This is a genomic window from Pseudazoarcus pumilus (assembly GCF_002872475.1).
GTDB lineage: Bacteria > Pseudomonadota > Gammaproteobacteria > Burkholderiales > Rhodocyclaceae > Pseudazoarcus > Pseudazoarcus pumilus.
Genome location: NZ_CP025682.1, coordinates 526,086 through 541,779, shown reverse-complemented (window position 1 = coordinate 541,779; position 15,694 = coordinate 526,086). Strand labels below are relative to the sequence as shown.

At 67.7% G+C, this 15,694-nt stretch carries 16 protein-coding genes; 6 read left to right on the top strand and 10 right to left on the bottom strand.

Going from position 1 to position 15,694, the window contains the following annotated elements:
* Positions 1 to 2: 2 nt before the first annotated feature.
* From C0099_RS02570 to C0099_RS02560, 3 genes are read right to left on the bottom strand one after another with little or no spacing between them, the layout of a single operon-like run.
* Complete coding sequence (locus C0099_RS02570; protein WP_102245999.1) at positions 3 to 1,265, bottom strand: ABC transporter permease; 1,263 nt, start codon at positions 1,263 to 1,265, stop codon at positions 3 to 5.
* Positions 1,262 to 1,969 (bottom strand): ABC transporter ATP-binding protein, encoded by a 708-nt coding sequence (locus tag C0099_RS02565; protein WP_102245998.1) that lies wholly within the window; start codon positions 1,967 to 1,969, stop codon positions 1,262 to 1,264. The genes C0099_RS02570 and C0099_RS02565 overlap by 4 nt, the downstream gene beginning before the upstream one ends.
* Positions 1,966 to 2,523, bottom strand: coding sequence for a DUF2796 domain-containing protein (locus C0099_RS02560; RefSeq protein ID WP_164084867.1), 558 nt, complete (start codon positions 2,521 to 2,523; stop codon positions 1,966 to 1,968). Before C0099_RS02560 ends, C0099_RS02565 begins: the two co-directional genes overlap by 4 nt.
* Positions 2,524 to 2,789: 266 nt before the next feature.
* Between C0099_RS02560 and C0099_RS02555 the strand changes: the two genes are divergently transcribed.
* From C0099_RS02555 to C0099_RS02545, 3 genes are read left to right on the top strand one after another with little or no spacing between them, the layout of a single operon-like run.
* Positions 2,790 to 3,560, top strand: a complete 771-nt coding sequence (locus tag C0099_RS02555) for a metal ABC transporter ATP-binding protein (protein ID WP_102245996.1) — start codon at positions 2,790 to 2,792, stop codon at positions 3,558 to 3,560.
* A complete protein-coding gene (locus tag C0099_RS02550) occupies positions 3,560 to 4,429 on the top strand; it encodes a metal ABC transporter permease (RefSeq protein ID WP_102245995.1) in 870 nt (289 codons plus the stop codon). Before C0099_RS02555 ends, C0099_RS02550 begins: the two co-directional genes overlap by 1 nt.
* Positions 4,430 to 4,443: 14 nt before the next feature.
* Positions 4,444 to 5,343 (top strand): metal ABC transporter solute-binding protein, Zn/Mn family, encoded by a 900-nt coding sequence (locus C0099_RS02545; RefSeq protein WP_102245994.1) that lies wholly within the window; start codon positions 4,444 to 4,446, stop codon positions 5,341 to 5,343.
* A 39-nt stretch (positions 5,344 to 5,382) separates the two neighbouring features.
* Here C0099_RS02545 and C0099_RS02540 read toward each other — a convergent pair whose 3' ends face one another.
* The 6 genes from C0099_RS02540 to C0099_RS02515 all read right to left on the bottom strand — a co-directional run bounded on the left by C0099_RS02540 (position 5,383) and on the right by C0099_RS02515 (position 11,964).
* On the bottom strand, positions 5,383 to 5,733 hold the full coding sequence (locus tag C0099_RS02540; protein ID WP_102245993.1) for a DUF2249 domain-containing protein: 351 nt from the start codon (positions 5,731 to 5,733) through the stop codon (positions 5,383 to 5,385).
* A 165-nt stretch (positions 5,734 to 5,898) separates the two neighbouring features.
* Positions 5,899 to 6,792 carry a tyrosine recombinase XerC gene (locus C0099_RS02535; protein WP_102245992.1) on the bottom strand — a complete coding sequence of 298 codons (894 nt, stop codon included), beginning with the start codon at positions 6,790 to 6,792 and terminating at the stop codon, positions 5,899 to 5,901.
* 7 nt (positions 6,793 to 6,799) lie between these two features.
* The gene (locus C0099_RS02530; protein WP_102245991.1) at positions 6,800 to 7,450 is read right to left on the bottom strand and encodes a DUF484 family protein; all 651 of its coding nucleotides are present in this window, start codon (positions 7,448 to 7,450) and stop codon (positions 6,800 to 6,802) included.
* 37 nt (positions 7,451 to 7,487) lie between these two features.
* Entirely contained in the window at positions 7,488 to 8,324 is an 837-nt protein-coding gene (gene dapF, locus C0099_RS02525; protein ID WP_102248350.1) for a diaminopimelate epimerase, read from the bottom strand.
* 261 nt (positions 8,325 to 8,585) lie between these two features.
* Positions 8,586 to 9,446 carry a serine hydrolase gene (locus tag C0099_RS02520; protein ID WP_173768942.1) on the bottom strand — a complete coding sequence of 287 codons (861 nt, stop codon included), beginning with the start codon at positions 9,444 to 9,446 and terminating at the stop codon, positions 8,586 to 8,588.
* A gap of 241 nt (positions 9,447 to 9,687) precedes the next feature.
* Positions 9,688 to 11,964 (bottom strand): NADP-dependent malic enzyme, encoded by a 2,277-nt coding sequence (locus tag C0099_RS02515; RefSeq protein ID WP_102245989.1) that lies wholly within the window; start codon positions 11,962 to 11,964, stop codon positions 9,688 to 9,690.
* Positions 11,965 to 12,145: 181 nt separating this feature from the next.
* Here C0099_RS02515 and C0099_RS02510 point away from each other — a divergent pair, with 181 nt between their 5' ends.
* From C0099_RS02510 to C0099_RS02500, 3 genes are all read left to right on the top strand, one after another.
* Positions 12,146 to 13,324, top strand: a complete 1,179-nt coding sequence (locus C0099_RS02510) for a pyridoxal phosphate-dependent aminotransferase (RefSeq protein ID WP_102248349.1) — start codon at positions 12,146 to 12,148, stop codon at positions 13,322 to 13,324.
* A gap of 425 nt (positions 13,325 to 13,749) precedes the next feature.
* Positions 13,750 to 14,043: a type II toxin-antitoxin system TacA family antitoxin gene (locus C0099_RS02505; protein WP_102245988.1), complete on the top strand. Its 294-nt coding sequence runs from the start codon at positions 13,750 to 13,752 to the stop codon at positions 14,041 to 14,043.
* Entirely contained in the window at positions 14,040 to 14,540 is a 501-nt protein-coding gene (locus C0099_RS02500; RefSeq protein WP_102245987.1) for a GNAT family N-acetyltransferase, read from the top strand. Before C0099_RS02505 ends, C0099_RS02500 begins: the two co-directional genes overlap by 4 nt.
* 240 nt (positions 14,541 to 14,780) lie before the next feature.
* Here C0099_RS02500 and C0099_RS02495 read toward each other — a convergent pair whose 3' ends face one another.
* Positions 14,781 to 15,452 carry a transglycosylase SLT domain-containing protein gene (locus C0099_RS02495; protein WP_102245986.1) on the bottom strand — a complete coding sequence of 224 codons (672 nt, stop codon included), beginning with the start codon at positions 15,450 to 15,452 and terminating at the stop codon, positions 14,781 to 14,783.
* Positions 15,453 to 15,694: the final 242 nt, after the last annotated feature.

The window sequence follows — 15,694 nt, the reverse complement described above, 5'->3', positions numbered from 1 at the left end:
CTTCATATCCTGATGGTCATTCCGTCGGCAAGAGAATAGCGGTACGCGCGCAGGGCCGGAACCAGGCTGGCAGCAAGCGTTGCGGCGAGCACCCCGGCGAGCATCGCCCATTCGGTGGCGGAGAGCCAGCGCGCGCTCACCACCAGCGCATGACGCGCCTCCAGCCATGGACCGCCCAGCCACGCCGCAAGTTGCACCAGCAAGACCCCGAGCACGCAACCGGCCACGCCGATCACCAGGCTCTCGAGCGCAAGCAGTGCGAACACGTGGCGCGGCGCCGCCCCCAGCGCGCGCAGGATCGCCAGTTCGCGCCGGCGCTCGCCCAGGCTCGCGGTGACCACCGCCACCAGCCCGGCCAGGCCGACCAGCACCACCACCGCGGAGACCGCCAGCATCGCACGCTCGGCGATGCCGATGATGCCCCACAACTGCTGCAGCGTCGCGCCCGGCAGGATCGCGGTGAGCGGCTCGTCGGGCCAGTCGTTGACGAAGCGCTGCACGCGGAACACCGCCACGCGCGACTTCAGCCCCACCAGCGCGGCGGTCACCTCCTTGGGTGCGAGGTCGAAGCGTCGCACCTGCTCGGCGGGGATGTCCACCCCGGGCATGCGCGCCCCGCCCGCCCAGTCCAGATGGATGGCCTCGATCGCCTCGAGGCTGACGAACACCGAGCGATCCACCGGCGTGCCGCTGCGTGCGAGCACGCCGACGACCGTGAAAGGCTTGTCCTCGTGTTGCGCGAAGCTCACGTCGCCGGCGCCGTGAGCGACGACGATGGAGGAGCCGACCGCATAACCCAGGCGCTCGGCCACTTCGGCGCCGACGACCGCGTCGAAGATCTCGTCGAACGGCGCGCCATCCGCGAAGCGCAGCGCACGATCCTGCCCATGGCGATAGCGTTCGAAGAACGCCTGCGTGGTGCCGACCACGCGAAAGCCCCGGTGCGAGTCGCCCAGCGAGATCGGCACCAGCCAATCGACCTGCGGATGGGCGGCGATGGCCTCGACGCTCTGCCACGACAGGTTGTTGGTTGCATCGCCCATGTGGAACACCGAATACAGCAGCAACTGCAGCGGCCCGCTGCGCGCGCCCACCACCAGATCGGTGCCCGAGATGGTCTGCGCGAAACCGGCGCGTGCATCCGAGCGCAGGCGCTCGACGCCGAGCAGCATCGCCACCGCCAGCGCCACGGCGACCACGGTCAGCACCACGGTCAGGCCGCGGTTGGCGATGCTGCGCCGCGTCAGATACCACATCGGCATCATCGTTCGTCCTCTCCGGCGCCGGCGCGGTTGATCTCCGGCAGCGCCACCTGGCGTGCGAAGTGCGTGGCCAGGCGCTCGTCATGGCTGACGAAGAGCAGGCTCGCGCCCGAGGCCGCGCACTCGCCGAGCAACAGGTCCACGAAGCCTTGCTGGCGGTCGGCATCGAGCGCCGAAGTCGGCTCGTCTGCGACGATCAGCCCGGGCCGGCCGATCAGCGCACGCGCGGCAGCCACACGCTGCTGCTGACCGACCGACAGTTGCGCGGCCGGGCGCGCGAGCAGCGCCTCGTGCAGATCAAGCCGTGCGGCCAGCCGCCTCGCCTCGTCGGTGGGCGCGCCGTCGATGCGCGCGGCGCGCGAGGGCGCGAAGCGGCACGGCAGCAGGATGTTGTCGAGTGCCGAAAGGTAGGGCACCAGATTGAACAACTGGAAGATGAAGCCGATGTGATCGGCACGAAAGGCGTCGCGCGCGCGCATGCGCAACGCAGTCAGCTCGGTGTCGAGCACCGCGACTCGCCCTTGCTGCGGCGACAGAACGCCTCCGATCAGAGACAGCAGCGTGGACTTGCCGCTGCCACTGGGCCCGTGCAGGAACACGCTCTCGCCGGCCGCGATGCACAATTCAGGCACATCCAGACACGGCGCATCGGCGCCAGGCCAGGCGAACACGACGTCCTCGAGGACGACGGCCTGCGGCGCGGTCACAGGGCGACGCGCTCCCTCGCCGCACTCACCCGCCGCGAGCTCTGCCCTCCGGGTGCGGCGACGTTCACACGCAGCGTGCGGATCGTCGGGAAGGCTTCGATCAGGCGAAGCTCGACGCCGTCGAGTGCGTCGATGCTTTCGCAGCGGAATTCCCAGGCCGCGAAGGCGTCGGCATGCTCATCCGCATGATCGTGGGCATGCCCATGATCGTGCTTGTCGTGATCGTGCCCATGGCCATGCTCGTCCTCGTGACCGGGAACCTCGATCTCGATCGCGACCGGCTCGCAGCGCGCGGCCGCAGGCAGCGACAACAGCCCTTGCGGCTCGTGCAGACGCTCGGCCAGCGCGGCCAGCGCCTCGCGCTGGGCCGCGTCGCGCGGGGCATGCTCGAAACCGACCAGATTGGCCAGCGGTGAATCGAATTCGACCAGCACGGTCGCCCCGTCGACGGCGATGCGCAGGTCGGCCACGCCGTGCTCGTGGGCATGCTGCGCGGCGGCCGTGGAGGAAATCGCAAGCGCGAGGATCGCGCAGCAAGAACGGATCGGATGCATCTGAGGGACTCCGGCAGGAAGCGTGGGGCCGACTTGCGCCGGCAGCGGTTGAGCATCGTTGACCGCGAGAATGCTACAATGTTGCATTCCTGACCTCAAGCCGCAGCAATGTCCCGACGCAATCGTGATCCGCTCGCCCCGCCTGTCGCGGCAAACCCGGCCCACGCACATCGTGGGTCGATTCTTTGCGCAGGTTCGGGTGTCCGGCTGCTCGTCGCGGGACTGGCCGCCGCGCTGCTATGGCTTTGTGTGGCCTGGGCACTGGCATGAACACTACGCCTGACAGCGATCCGGTGCTGGTCTTCGGAAATCTCACACTCGGCTACGACCGCCATCCGGCCGTGCATCACCTCGACTGCGAGATCGCGCGCGGCGCGCTGCTGGCCGTCGTGGGGCCCAATGGCGCAGGAAAATCCACGCTGCTCAAGGCCATCGCCGGCGAGCTCGAACCGCTCGAAGGCCGCTATGTGCTCGGCGTGCGCCGCGATCGCATCGCCTACCTGCCGCAGCGTGGCGAACTCGAACTGGGCTTTCCACTGTCGGTCTTCGACATGGTGGCGATGGGGCTGTGGCGTCGCCTTGGCGCCTTCGGCGCGCTGGGTCGCGATGAGGCGACACGCGTGCATGACGTACTCGCGCACGTCGGTCTGAGCGGGCTGGAAAACCGGCCCGTGGGCACGCTCTCGGGCGGCCAGCTGCAGCGCGCACGCTTCGCGCGCCTGATGCTGCAGGACGCCGAGCTGCTGCTGCTCGACGAGCCGTTCAACGCCATCGACACGCGCACCACCGAAGACCTGTGCGCGCTGATCCTCGGCTGGCATGGCGAGGGGCGCAGCATCGTCGCCGTGCTGCACGACATGGAACTGGTGCGCCGCACCTTCCCGCAGTGTCTGCTGCTCGCGCGCGAGCCGCTCGGCTTCGGTCCGACCGAATCGGTCCTCACGCCCGAACTGCTGTCGCGCGCGCGCGTGCTGGCCGAATCCTTCGACGAGGATGCGCCGGTGTGTCACCGCCACGAGCACGGGGAGTCGGCGTGATGTTCGATGCGCTCGTCGCCCCCTTCCTCGACTTCGAATTCATGCGCCGCGCGCTGGCCGGTTGCCTCGCACTGGCGCTGGGCGCCACGCCGGTGGGCGTATTCCTGCTGCTGCGCCGCATGAGCCTGATGGGCGATGCGATGAGCCACGCCATCCTGCCCGGCGCCGCGCTCGGCTATCTGGCCTTCGGCCTGTCGCTGGGCGCGATGACCATCGGCGGCATCGTCGCCGGTCTGGTGGTGGTGCTCGCCGCCGGGCTGGTGGCGCGCTCGTCCATCCTCAAGGAGGACGCCAGCCTCGCCGCCTTCTACCTGATGTCGCTGGCCGCCGGCGTGCTGATCGTGTCGCTGCGCGGACGCAACCTCGACCTGCTGCACGTGCTGTTCGGCTCGGTGCTCTCGCTCGACGACGCCTCGCTGCTGCTGATCGCGGCGATCACCAGCGTGACACTGGCCGCGCTGGCGCTGCTTTACCGCCCGCTGGTCATGGAATGCTTCGACCCCAGCTTCCTGCGCAGCGTGGGCCGCTGGAGTCCGGTCGCGCACTACGGCTTCCTGGCGCTGGTGGTGTTCAACCTGGTCAGCGGCTTTCACGCGCTGGGCACGCTGATGGCGGTGGGCATCATGATCCTGCCCGCGGCCTCGGCCCGGTTGTGGGTGCGGCGCCTGCCGACCATGCTGGTCACGGCCAGCACCATCGCCTTCGCCAGCGGCGTGCTCGGTCTGCTCGCCTCGTTCCATCTGGACGTACCCGCGGGCCCGGCCATCGTGCTCACCGCCGGCCTGGCCCATGTGACGTCCATTCTCATCGCGCCGGGCGGTACGCTCGGCGCCCGCCTGTATCGCCGTCGCCGCCATCTCGCGGCCTGACCCCTGCACAAGTCATGAAAGCACTGCTCCGCGCCCTGCTCCTCGCCATTGTCGCAAGCTTCGCCCAGCCGCTGTTCGCGGCCGAACTGCGCGTCGTCACCAGCTTCAGCATCCTCGCCGATCTCGTGCGCCAGATCGGCGGCGATCGCGTTCAGGTGACATCCCTCGTCGATTTCGACGGCGACGCCCACGCCTGGCAACCGCGCCCGTCGGATGCGCGCGCCGTGCTCGATGCCGACCTGATCGTCGCCAACGGACTGGGCTTCGACGCCTGGCTGGAGCGACTGGCCGAATCGAGCGGCGCGCGCCGCCCGGTGATCGCTTCGACCGGCGCGCGCACGCTCGAACACGACGACGGGCACGACCACCACGGCCACGATCACGGGGCACTCGACCCGCACGCCTGGCAGGACGTGGGCAACGCCCGCGTCTATGCGGCCAACATTGCCGCCGCACTGGTCGCCTCAGACCCGGCCGGCGCACCGGTCTACCGCGAGCACCTGACGCGCTTCGATGCCGAACTGGCGGCACTCGACGCCGAGATTCGCGAACGCCTGGCCGACGTACCCGAGCACGCACGCAAGGTGGTCACCTCGCACGACGCCTTCAACTACTTCGGCGCGGCCTACGGGGTGCGTTTCGTCGCGGCAGCCGGCGTGGGCAGCCAGAGCGAAGTCTCGGCCGCCGCGATGGCGCGACTGATCCGCCAGCTGCGCCGGGAGAAGGCGCCGGTGGTGTTTCTCGAGAACGTCAACGACCCGCGCCTGATCGAGCGCATCGGCGCCGAAGCCGGTGCGCGCGTGGGCGGTACGCTGTACTCGGACGCGCTGTCGAGTCCGGACGGGCCGGCGCCGACCTATGCGGCGATGATGCGCCACAACCTCGAGACGCTGCTCGCCGGCCTGCAACCCTGATCGTCGCCGCAAGCGGGCAGACCCGTTCGCATCGCCCTCTCAGCGATGCGAGCAGCAGCCGCTTCCCCCGCCACCACCGCAACCTTCACTGGCCGCGGCGCCCGCTGCGGCCGTCGCCGGCACGCCCGCGTGCTCGCCCAGGCGGATGGCGAAATCGATGACGATCTCGCCCGCTGCGCGCACGCGATATTCGGCCGCGATCTGATTGCCGTAGCGCTCGCTGATCTGGCGCAGCAAGGGCAGCGGGTCGTGGTCGTTGACGAAACGCATGGTCTCGCCGTCACCGAGCGACTCGAGCGCACCGAAGATCGCCGCATGGCGGAAGCGCTTGGCCACGCCGCGGGCGTCGAAGACGTGGACGGATTCGTCGAAAAGCGGAAGTTCGTTCATGGTGTTCCCCGAAGACATGCGCACGGCACCATGCCGTACCCGCGCATCGTGCCGGGCGGCACACAGGCCTGCCTTGATGCAGCGCAAGTGCGTATCCCGGAAAATTCGAATACGGCTCAGCCAACGAAGCAAAGCAACGTCGCTCGCGCCTGCAACTCACTGCCTCTACTTGCGGCGTGCGCGCGGATGGGCAGCGTCGTAGACCTTCGCCAGATGCTGGAAATCGAGGTGGGTATACACCTGCGTGCTGCGGATGCTGGCGTGACCGAGCAGCTCCTGCACCGCGCGAAGGTCGCCGCTGGATTGCAGCACATGGCTGGCGAAACTGTGGCGCAGCATGTGCGGATGCACGTGCACGCCCAGCGCGCAGCGCCTGGCCCACAGGTCCAGCCGGCTGCGCACCGCACCGGAACTCATGCGCGTGCCGGTACGCGTGACGAACAGCGCGGATTCGTCCGGGCGGGCGAAGCCCGGCCGCTCGACGAGCCAGGCATCGAGTGCCGCGAGCGCGGCCCTGCCCACCGGCACGCTGCGCGTCTTGCCGCGCTTGCCCAACACCGTGACCGTGGCATCGAGACGGTCGATGCCGTGCCCCACATCGAGCGAGACGAGTTCGGCCAGACGCAGGCCGGACGAATAGAACAGCTCGAACATTGCGCGGTCGCGCAGTTGCAACCCGTCCTCGGGCTGGCGCTCGAGCAGCGCCGCCGCCTGGTCGGGCGACAAGGCTCGCGGCAGACGCGTGGGCGCGCGCGGCGGGCGCACATGCTCGACCGGATTGGCGGCGAGATCGCGGTAATGCGTCATCCAGCGATAGAAACCCCGCCATGCGGACAGCGCGCGCGCGATCGAGCGGCTGCCCAGTCCGGCCGCGTGCAAGCGGCCTGCGAAACGGCGGATGTCGTGCGGGGCCAGTCGTGCCAGCGGCGTCGGCGCGGCCAGCTCGCTCAGGCGGGCGAGTTCGCGTGCATAGGCGGTGAGCGTCAGCGCCGAGGCGCGGCGCTGGCTGGCCAGCCATTCCAGCCAGGCGGCGACGTCCGGATCGGTGTCGCCCGTCATGGCTGTTTCAGCCCAGTATGCGGCGCAGCGCGGCGGCGACCAGCTCGCCCAGGCGGGACAGGTACAGCGTGCCCATCTCGGCGTAGAAGCGCTCGGCTTCCTCGCTGGCCAGCTCGAGCAGGCCGATCACCTGCCCATCTGCGCGCAGCGGCACCAGCGCGACCGAGCGCACATGCGCGGCAGCGTCGCCGAACCACGCCAGCGCTTCCAGATTGGCCGGCGCGCCGCATTGCGGATGGCGCATCTCCGCGACCTGGAAACGCAGTTCCTCGCTGACTGGCTCGAAGGCCGTGCCCTCCGGCATGACCACCGTGTTCCAGACGCGCAACGCCACGTGGGGCACGGCGAAATCCTCGCGCAGACTGTGCATCAGCGTGTCCTCGAGCGTGGCGAAACGGTCGGCGACGATCAGCCCGACCGTGAGCCGGTGCAGCTTGGCGCCGATCTCGTCGTTTTCCTCGCCGTAGCGGATGAGTTCGACGAGCTTGGCCTCGAGTTCACGGATCTTGTCGCGCAAGGCGTGCAACTGGCGCTCGGCCAGCGTGATCGCCTGCCCGCCCTGCGGATGGGGCACGGTGACCTCGACGAAGATGTCGCCGTGCTCGGTGAGGAAGTCGGGATGTTCGCGCAGATACTGCGCGACCTGTTCTGGATTCATCGACCAGGCTCCGGAAGAGGGTTGGCGGGTTCGTGCATCATGCCAGTTCGATTTCGCCTTCGAACACCGTCACGGCCGGCCCGGTCATGTGCACCGGCGTGCCCGCCCCGTCCCAGGCGATCGTCAGTTCGCCACCGCGCGTGGCAACGCGTACCGGCGAGGCGAGCAGGCCGCGCAGCACGCCGGCGACCACCGCCGCGCAGGCGCCGGTGCCGCAGGCCAGCGTCTCGCCGGCGCCGCGCTCGAACACGCGCAGACGCACCGCGTGTTCGTCGAGCACCTGCATGAAGCCGGCGTTGACGCGCGCCGGAAAGCGTTCGTGCGACTCGATCAGCGGACCCAGGGTGGCAACCGGTGCGGAATCGATGTCGGCGACCACATGCACGGCGTGCGGGTTACCCATGGACACGGCGGTGATGGCGATGCGCGTGTCGTCGGTCAGTTCGAGCGCCTGCACCAACTCGCGCGAATCAGACCGAAACGGAATCTCGGCCGGCTCGAGCACGGGCACGCCCATGTCCACCGTGACCAGACCGTCGTCCTCGAGATACGGCTCGATCACGCCCGAGCACGTCTCCACGCGGATGCGCCGCTTGGCGGTGAGGCCCTTGTCGTGCACGAAGCGCACGAAGCAGCGCGCGCCGTTGCCGCACTGCTCGACCTCGCCGCCGTCGGCATTGAAGATGCGGTAGCGGAAGTCGACATCCGCGCGCGTGGGCGGCTCGACCACCAGCAACTGATCGCAGCCGACGCCGAAATGCCGGTCGGCGATCGCGCGCACGCGCTCGGGCGTGAGCTCGGCCGGCGCACGCGTGGCGTCGACGACGACGAAGTCGTTGCCCAGTCCGTGCATCTTGGTAAAACGCATTCGCATGAGGAAATGCCCGTGTACGGGGCGGAAGCTGCGGGGAATGCGTCGATTCTCGCCTACCGGGGCGGTGGCGTCCAGCGAAGCGGCGACGCCGTTTCCGCAGGTCGCGTGGTCGTAGGTCGTGGCGAGCGAAGCGAGGTGCGACATCCACCGTGCCGCTCGACGTGCCATTCGGTGGTGGCTGCGGTTGGCCGGGGTGTCGCAATTCGCCTGCGGCTCATCGGCGACCTACGGGAGGCGGTGGCGGTTTTCGCAGTAACCGATTCAGCCGCCGCTGCCCGGAGCGAGTGCGGCCACCCGTTCGGTGTCGAGGGTTTCCAGCCAGGCCTTGACGCGCTTGGCGTCGGCGGTGCGCGTCCACGTACCCTGCGAGTTGAGCAGCACCATGATCACCGGCTCGTCGCGCACCCAGGCCTGCATGACCAGACAGCGCCCGGCCTCGCGGATGAAGCCGGTCTTGGATACGCCGACCTGCCAGGTGTCGTCGCGCACCAGCGGGTTGGAATTGCCGAAGCGCTCCATGCGCCCGCCGAGCTTGACGTAGCGCTCTTCGCGAGTCGAGAACTCGCGCACCAGCGGATACGTGGCAGCAACCGAGACCAGGCGCACCAGATCACGCGGGCTGGAGACGTTGCGCGGATCGAGCCCGCTGCTGTCGGCAAAGCGCGTGTCGGCCAGGCCGAGCATGCGCGCCTTGACGTTCATCGCGTTGACGAAGGCACGCGTGCCGCCCGGGTAGTAACGCGCCAGCGCGGAGGCGGCGCGGTTCTCGGACGACATCAGCGCCAGGTTGAGCATCTCCTCGCGCGTCAGCCGCGTGCCCACACGCAGGCGCGAGCCGGAATTCTTGAGGCGGTCGATGTCGTCGGAGGTGACGCGCAGGGTTTCGGACAGGCTCTGACGCGCATCGAGCACGACCATGGCCGTCATCAGCTTGGTGATGGAAGCAATCGGAGCCGCCTTGGTGGCGTTCTGCTCGACCAGTACCTGCCCGGTACGCTCGCTGACCACCACGAAGGAAGCCGAGCGCAGTTGCGGAGAGGTGCCGTCTGCCAGCGCGGGCGTGGATGCGGCACCCAGGACGAGCGCGCACCCGGCAAACATCGCTTTGATTCGAAACTTCATCCGACTCGGCCCTCCAAACCACCACCTGCGACTGTTACGGCTTGTATTTTCGTAAGAGAACCAGTCGGATAGCAAGCTTCTTTTAAGCATGTTGCCAAAATCACACGCAAACTCACGGTATAAATTCACGAAAGCCGGCAACGCAACGGCCCGGCGACCGTCACGGCCGCCGGGCCGTCTGCAGAGCGCAGGCTAAACGATCCGCGCAGCGGCGGGAAGACTTGTTACATGCCCGCGCCGCTCAATCGCCGCTCTTGGCCGCCTCCACCGACGCCAAAGCGGTCATGTTGACGATGCGCCGCACGGTCGATTCGGGCGTCAGGATGTGCACCGGCTTGGCCGCGCCGAGCAGGATGGGACCCACCGTCACGCCGTGACCGGCGGCGTTCTTGAGCAGACCGTAGGCGATGTTGGCCGCGTCCCGACTGGGGAAGATCAGCAGGTTGGCTTCGTCGCGCATGCGCGCATTGGGGAACACGTCGAGCCGCGCATGCGCGTCGAGCGCCAGGTCGCCCCCCATCTCGCCTTCGACCTCGAGGTCGGGATGATCGCGATGGAGCATCTCGAGCGCATTGCGCATCTTCCGCGCGCTGTCCGACTCGACGCTGCCGAAGGACGAATGCGACAGCAGCGCGATCTTGGGCTCGATGCCGAAACGGCGCACTTCGGTGGCGGCGAGCAGTGTCATCTCGACGATCTGTTCGGCGCTCGGGTCGTGATTCACGTAGGTGTCGGCGAGAAACAGCGTGCGCCCGGTCAGCGCGAGCACGTTGAGGGTGTAGAAGTGCTTCACGCCCTCACGCCGGCCCAGCACCGTCTCGATGAAGTCCAGATGCACCGGGAACATGCCGTAGGTGCCGCAGATCAGGCCGTCACCGTAGCCGAGCTTGAGCATCAGCGCACCGATCAGCGTGGTGCGGCGGCGCACCTCCTTCTTGGCGTACTCGACCGACACGCCGCGCCGCTCCATGAGCCGGTGATAATCCATCCACAGCTCCTTGAAGCGCGGATCGGAATCCTGGTTGACCAGCTCGAAGTCGGCGTCCGGTCGCATGCGCAGGCCGTAACGCTCGATGCGCTGCATCACCACCGCCGGGCGGCCGATCAGGATGGGCCATGCCAGACCTTCGTCGATGACGGTCTGCGCCGCGCGCAACACGCGCTCGGATTCGCCCTCGGCGAAGATGATGCGCTGCGGCGCGTTGCGCGCCTCGGCGAAGACCGGCTTCATCAACAGGCCCGAATGCCACACGACATTGTTGAGCTGGCCACGGTAGCCATCCCAGTCGGTGATCGGCCGCGTGGCCACGCCGGACTCCATCGCCGCCTTGGCCACGGCCGGGGCGATCTTCACCAGCAGGCGCGGATCGAACGGGCGCGGGATGATGTATTCGGGGCCGAAGCCCCCCGACTGCTCGGCATAGGCCGAGGCGACGATGTCGCTCTGTTCGGCGCGCGCCAGTTCCGCCAGCGCATACACGGCGGCGAGCTTCATCTCGTCGGTGATCGCCGTGGCGCCCACATCCAGCGCACCACGGAAGATGAACGGGAAGCACAGCACGTTGTTGACCTGGTTCGGGAAGTCCGAACGGCCGGTGGCCATGATGGCGTCGTCGCGCACCGTCTTGACCTCGGCCGGGGTGATCTCGGGCTCCGGGTTGGCCAGCGCCAGGATCAGCGGCTTGGGCGCCATCTTCGCGACCATCTCGGGCTTGAGCACGCCGCCGGCCGACAGGCCCATGAACACGTCGCAGCCTTCGATGACCTCGGCCAGGCGGCGCGCGTCGGTCTTCTTGGCGTAGCGCTGCTTCATCGGGTCCATCAGGACTTCACGCCCCTCGTAGACCACGCCCTCGATGTCGGTCACCCAGATGCTCTCGACCGGCACGCCAAGCTTCTCGAGCAGCGACAGGCAGGCCAGCGCGGCCGCGCCGGCGCCGGAGGTGACCACCTTCACATCCTTGAATTCCTTGCCGACCAGATGCAGGCCGTTGGTGATCGCCGCGGCCACGACGATGGCCGTGCCGTGCTGGTCGTCGTGGAACACCGGGATGTTCATGCGCTCGCGCAGCGCGCGCTCGATGTGGAAGCACTCGGGCGCCTTGATGTCCTCGAGGTTGATGCCACCGAAGGTCGGCTCCAGCGCGGCAACCACTTCGATGAAGCGCTCGGGGTCGGTCGCGTCGACTTCGAGGTCGAACACGTCGATGCCGGCGAATTTCTTGAACAGCACGGCCTTGCCTTCCATCACCGGCTTGGACGCCAGCGGGCCGATGTTGCCCAGGCCGAGCACCGCAGTGCCGTTGGTGATGACGGCCAACAGATTGGCACGGCCGGTGAGGTTGGCCGCCTCCTCCGGATGCTCGGCGATCTCGGTGCAGGCGACCGCCACACCGGGCGAATAGGCCAGGGACAGATCGCGCTGGTTCGACAACACCTTGGTGGGCGTGACCTCGATCTTGCCCGGGCGCGGATGACGATGGTATTCGAGCGCGGCATCGCGCATGAGCTTGTCCATGGGACCTCCGGATTGCGGCAGACCGGCGAAGGAGCGCCGGTCACAGGTGAGCGATGATGCCACATGGCCGGCGTGCCGCCCCGGGCGCGGTCCGCGGGCGACACGCCGGCCATGCGAACCATGGCACAATCGTATGCTCGCCGCGCATGCATTTCAGCCGTATTTTCCACAGCCGACCGCCATGCCCCCAGCCAACCGCCCCCGTCTGGCCCGCCGCATGGCCGACATCGCACCGTTTCACGTCATGGAACTGCTGCGCCGCGCCCACGAGCTGGAAGCGGCCGGCCACGACGTAATCCACATGGAAGTGGGCGAGCCGGACTTCCCCACCCCGGCGCCGGTCATCGAGGCGGCCAGCCGCCACATCGCCACCGGCGACGTGCACTACACGCCGGCCCTCGGCCTGCCGCGCCTGCGCGAGGCCATCGCGCGTCACTACCATGACCGTTTCGGCGCCGACGTCGCGCCCGAGCGCATCATCGTCACCCCCGGCGCCTCGGGCGCGCTGATGCTGGCACTGGCCGCCACCACCGACCCGGGCGACGCGTGGCTGCTGCCTGACCCCGGCTACCCATGCAACCGCCATCTGGTGCGCAGCTTCGAGGGTGTGCCGCGCGCGTTGCCGGTGAATGCCGCAACGCGCTTCCAACCCACGGCCGAGGGGGTCCGGATCGCCTGGGCCGACGACGTGCTCGGGCTGATCGTCGCCACGCCCTCCAACCCCACCGGCACGCTGCTCGACGCAACCGAACTCGATGCCCTGCGCGCAGCCGTGCGCCACCGCGACGGGCTGATCATCGTCGACGAGATCTACCAGGGTCTGAGCTACGGCGTGGCGCCGCATACGGCGCTGGCCAGCCGCCCGCAGGACGGCATGTTCGTGGTCAACAGCTTCTCGAAATACTTCGGCATGACCGGCTGGCGCCTGGGCTGGCTGGTGGCCCCGCCCGAATACGTGCGCGAGATCGAAAAACTCGCCCAGCACTTCTTCATCTCGCCCTCGACACCGGCCCAGCACGCCGCGCTGGCCGCCTTCGCGCCGGCCACACGCGACATTCTGGAAGCGCGCCGCGAAGCCTTCGACGCGCGCCGCCACGCCCTGCTGCCGGCGCTGCGCGAGATCGGATTCTGCATCGCTGCCGAGCCGCAGGGCGCCTTCTACATCTACGCAGACGTCTCCGCCCTCGCCGACGACAGCGAGGCACTGGCCCGCCGCCTCATCGAGGAAGCCTTCGTCGCCGCCACGCCCGGCATCGACTTCGGCGACAACGCACCGCGCCGCCACCTGCGCTTTGCCTACACCACCGACACCCCGCGCCTCGTCGAAGCCGCCGAGCGCATCCGCCGCGTCGTCGGGTGACAGGGTGAACAGGTCGCACCTCGCTTCCGCTCGTCACGATCTACTCAAAAACGCCACGGCCTCCCCGGCGATCGGCTACATCGACCGCTCAGGCAGTCACCTTCAACATACAGGGTCGCCGATGAGCGCAGCGAATTGCGACACCCCTGCGCCAGCATGAATCTTCACCCCATCAGGAGCGTTTTCCGATTTTCGCGGCGATTGCGTGGGGCATGACAAAAAATCGTTCCGCGCAAAAAATCGAAAACTCGTCATGGAAGTTGAAAGCTGCGCAGTGAAGTTGAGAACGTCCGGTCTCTGGCTGGGGGGTTTTGCTCCTGGGGAAGTGTCAGCGCTCCGACGATTCGGTCCATGCATCACTGGATGCCGTGCGTCTGTTGTACTAACATTGAGGCGATTGATCCAACATACGATGAAGTATTGCCATGTCTGCCGTTACCCCCTCGTCTTCCGCCCGGTCTGCCCGCCTCGGGTTGCGTGCTACCCCCGAACAGGAGATGGTGCTGCGTCGCGCCGCAGAAGTGGCTCACAAGTCACTGACGGACTTCATTCTCGACAGCGCTTGTCTGGCCGCCGAGCAGACGCTGCTCGATCAGCGCTTGTTCATGGTTTCGGGCAGTCAATACCAGACCCTGACGGATCTGCTGGAACGCCCCGAACAGGTCAACGACGGCTTGGTCGATCTGTTCTCCCGGAAGGCGCCCTGGGAAGCGAAGTGACTTTGCGCGCCCCGGAGCCTCTGTCTGCCAGGCATCGGCTGGAGGGTTTCGATTGCGGCAAGTCCGCGCTGAACGACTGGCTCTTGCGACACGCTCGCCAAGCGCAGGCCAGTGGCTCGGCCAGGACCTTCGTCGTTGCCGAAGACGACAACCGTGTGGCGGGCTACTTCAGTCTGACCGTCGGTCAGGTCGATACGCTGGAGGCGCCGGAGCGCATCCGCAAGGGGATGGGGCAGTACCCGTTGCCGGTGGTGATCCTGGCGCGACTGGCTGTCTGTGCCCAGGATCAGGGGCGATGCATAGGCCTGGGCCTGCTGCAGGACGCCATTCGCCGCACGATGCTGATTGCCGAGCAGGCCGGCATCCGGGCAATGCTGACCCATCCCATCGATGAACAGGCGGCGCGCTTCTACACCCGGTTCGGGTTCATCGCATCGCCTCTGCGTGAGCAGCAACTGCTGCTACTGCTCAAGGATGCTCGTCGCTGGGTACGTTAGCCCTGTCCGGCATGTTTCCGACTTTATTGCGCAAACTTGCTCGAATCCGCTTGGAAACGTGCCCTCGTTTTCGACTTTGAACGTGACGAGCGCTGTGCAGGGCGGCGAGGGAGCCCTTGTCGGCGCTGAAGCGACGTTTTCGACTTTATTCAGCGAGAACAACAATGGCGCCCTGAATTACGCGGTCCACGAAAAACGGCCCGCGAACGGGCCGTCATTCTGTGTTCTGCGCTGTTTGGCTCAGGCGCCGCTGGAACTGGCCAGCACCTGCTGCAACTGGCGCTTCACCGACAGCACGCGCTTGGTGTAGCGCTTTTCCGGATCGTGGCGTGCGCCGTTGTAGTACTGCAGCGCCGCTTCGAGCGAACCATAACGTTGCAGGCCTTCGAGCAGAACCAGCGTGCCGACCTGCACATTGAAGCGCGGATCGAACAGCACCGTGTGGTCGTTGTCGTGACCGATCTTGTCCATGTGCCAGCGCGGAATCACCTGCATCAGGCCCAGCGCGCCCGCGTGACTCTTCGCCTTGGGGTTGAAGCTCGATTCGACCGCGATCATCGCCACGATCAGCAGCGGATCCAACTCAGCCTCGCGCGCGCTGTTCTCGACCTCCACGAAGGCCGGCTCCAGCGCGTCGGACGACACGCGATAACGCTTGGCGACCCAGTCGCGCACGCGCTCCATCTCGGACGACAGGCGCATCGCCTCGGCCTCGCGTTCGGCCTCCGCAACGGCCAGCGCCACCGCTTCGGCGCGCTCCGCACGCGCTTCCTGCGCCCCGGCCTGCATGTAATACGCACCGGCGAACAGGATCGCGAACAGCGACATCAACATCACGCTTCCGTGCGCGGTTCGCGCCAGAAGCCGGCCAGCGGAAGCCACCAGCCCGGTAGTACGAGTTGCGTGAATCATGGTCCCTCCTGCTGCAATCGTCGGTCGGGCAGCGCTCGCGAAATTCCCGCGAGGCCCCGCGCTCCGTTCCACCCCGGAACACGGACAGAAAGCCGATTACAGTGGTTGTTCAGCCCGCCGCCGCAACCAGACGACGAGCCCCGCGGTGCGCGCGGCCATCTGACTGCGCCGCACTCTCGGTACGGCGCCGCACCTTCACAAACGCGCGACAAAAACACTGCCGCGCCCACAAAGCCTGCTGA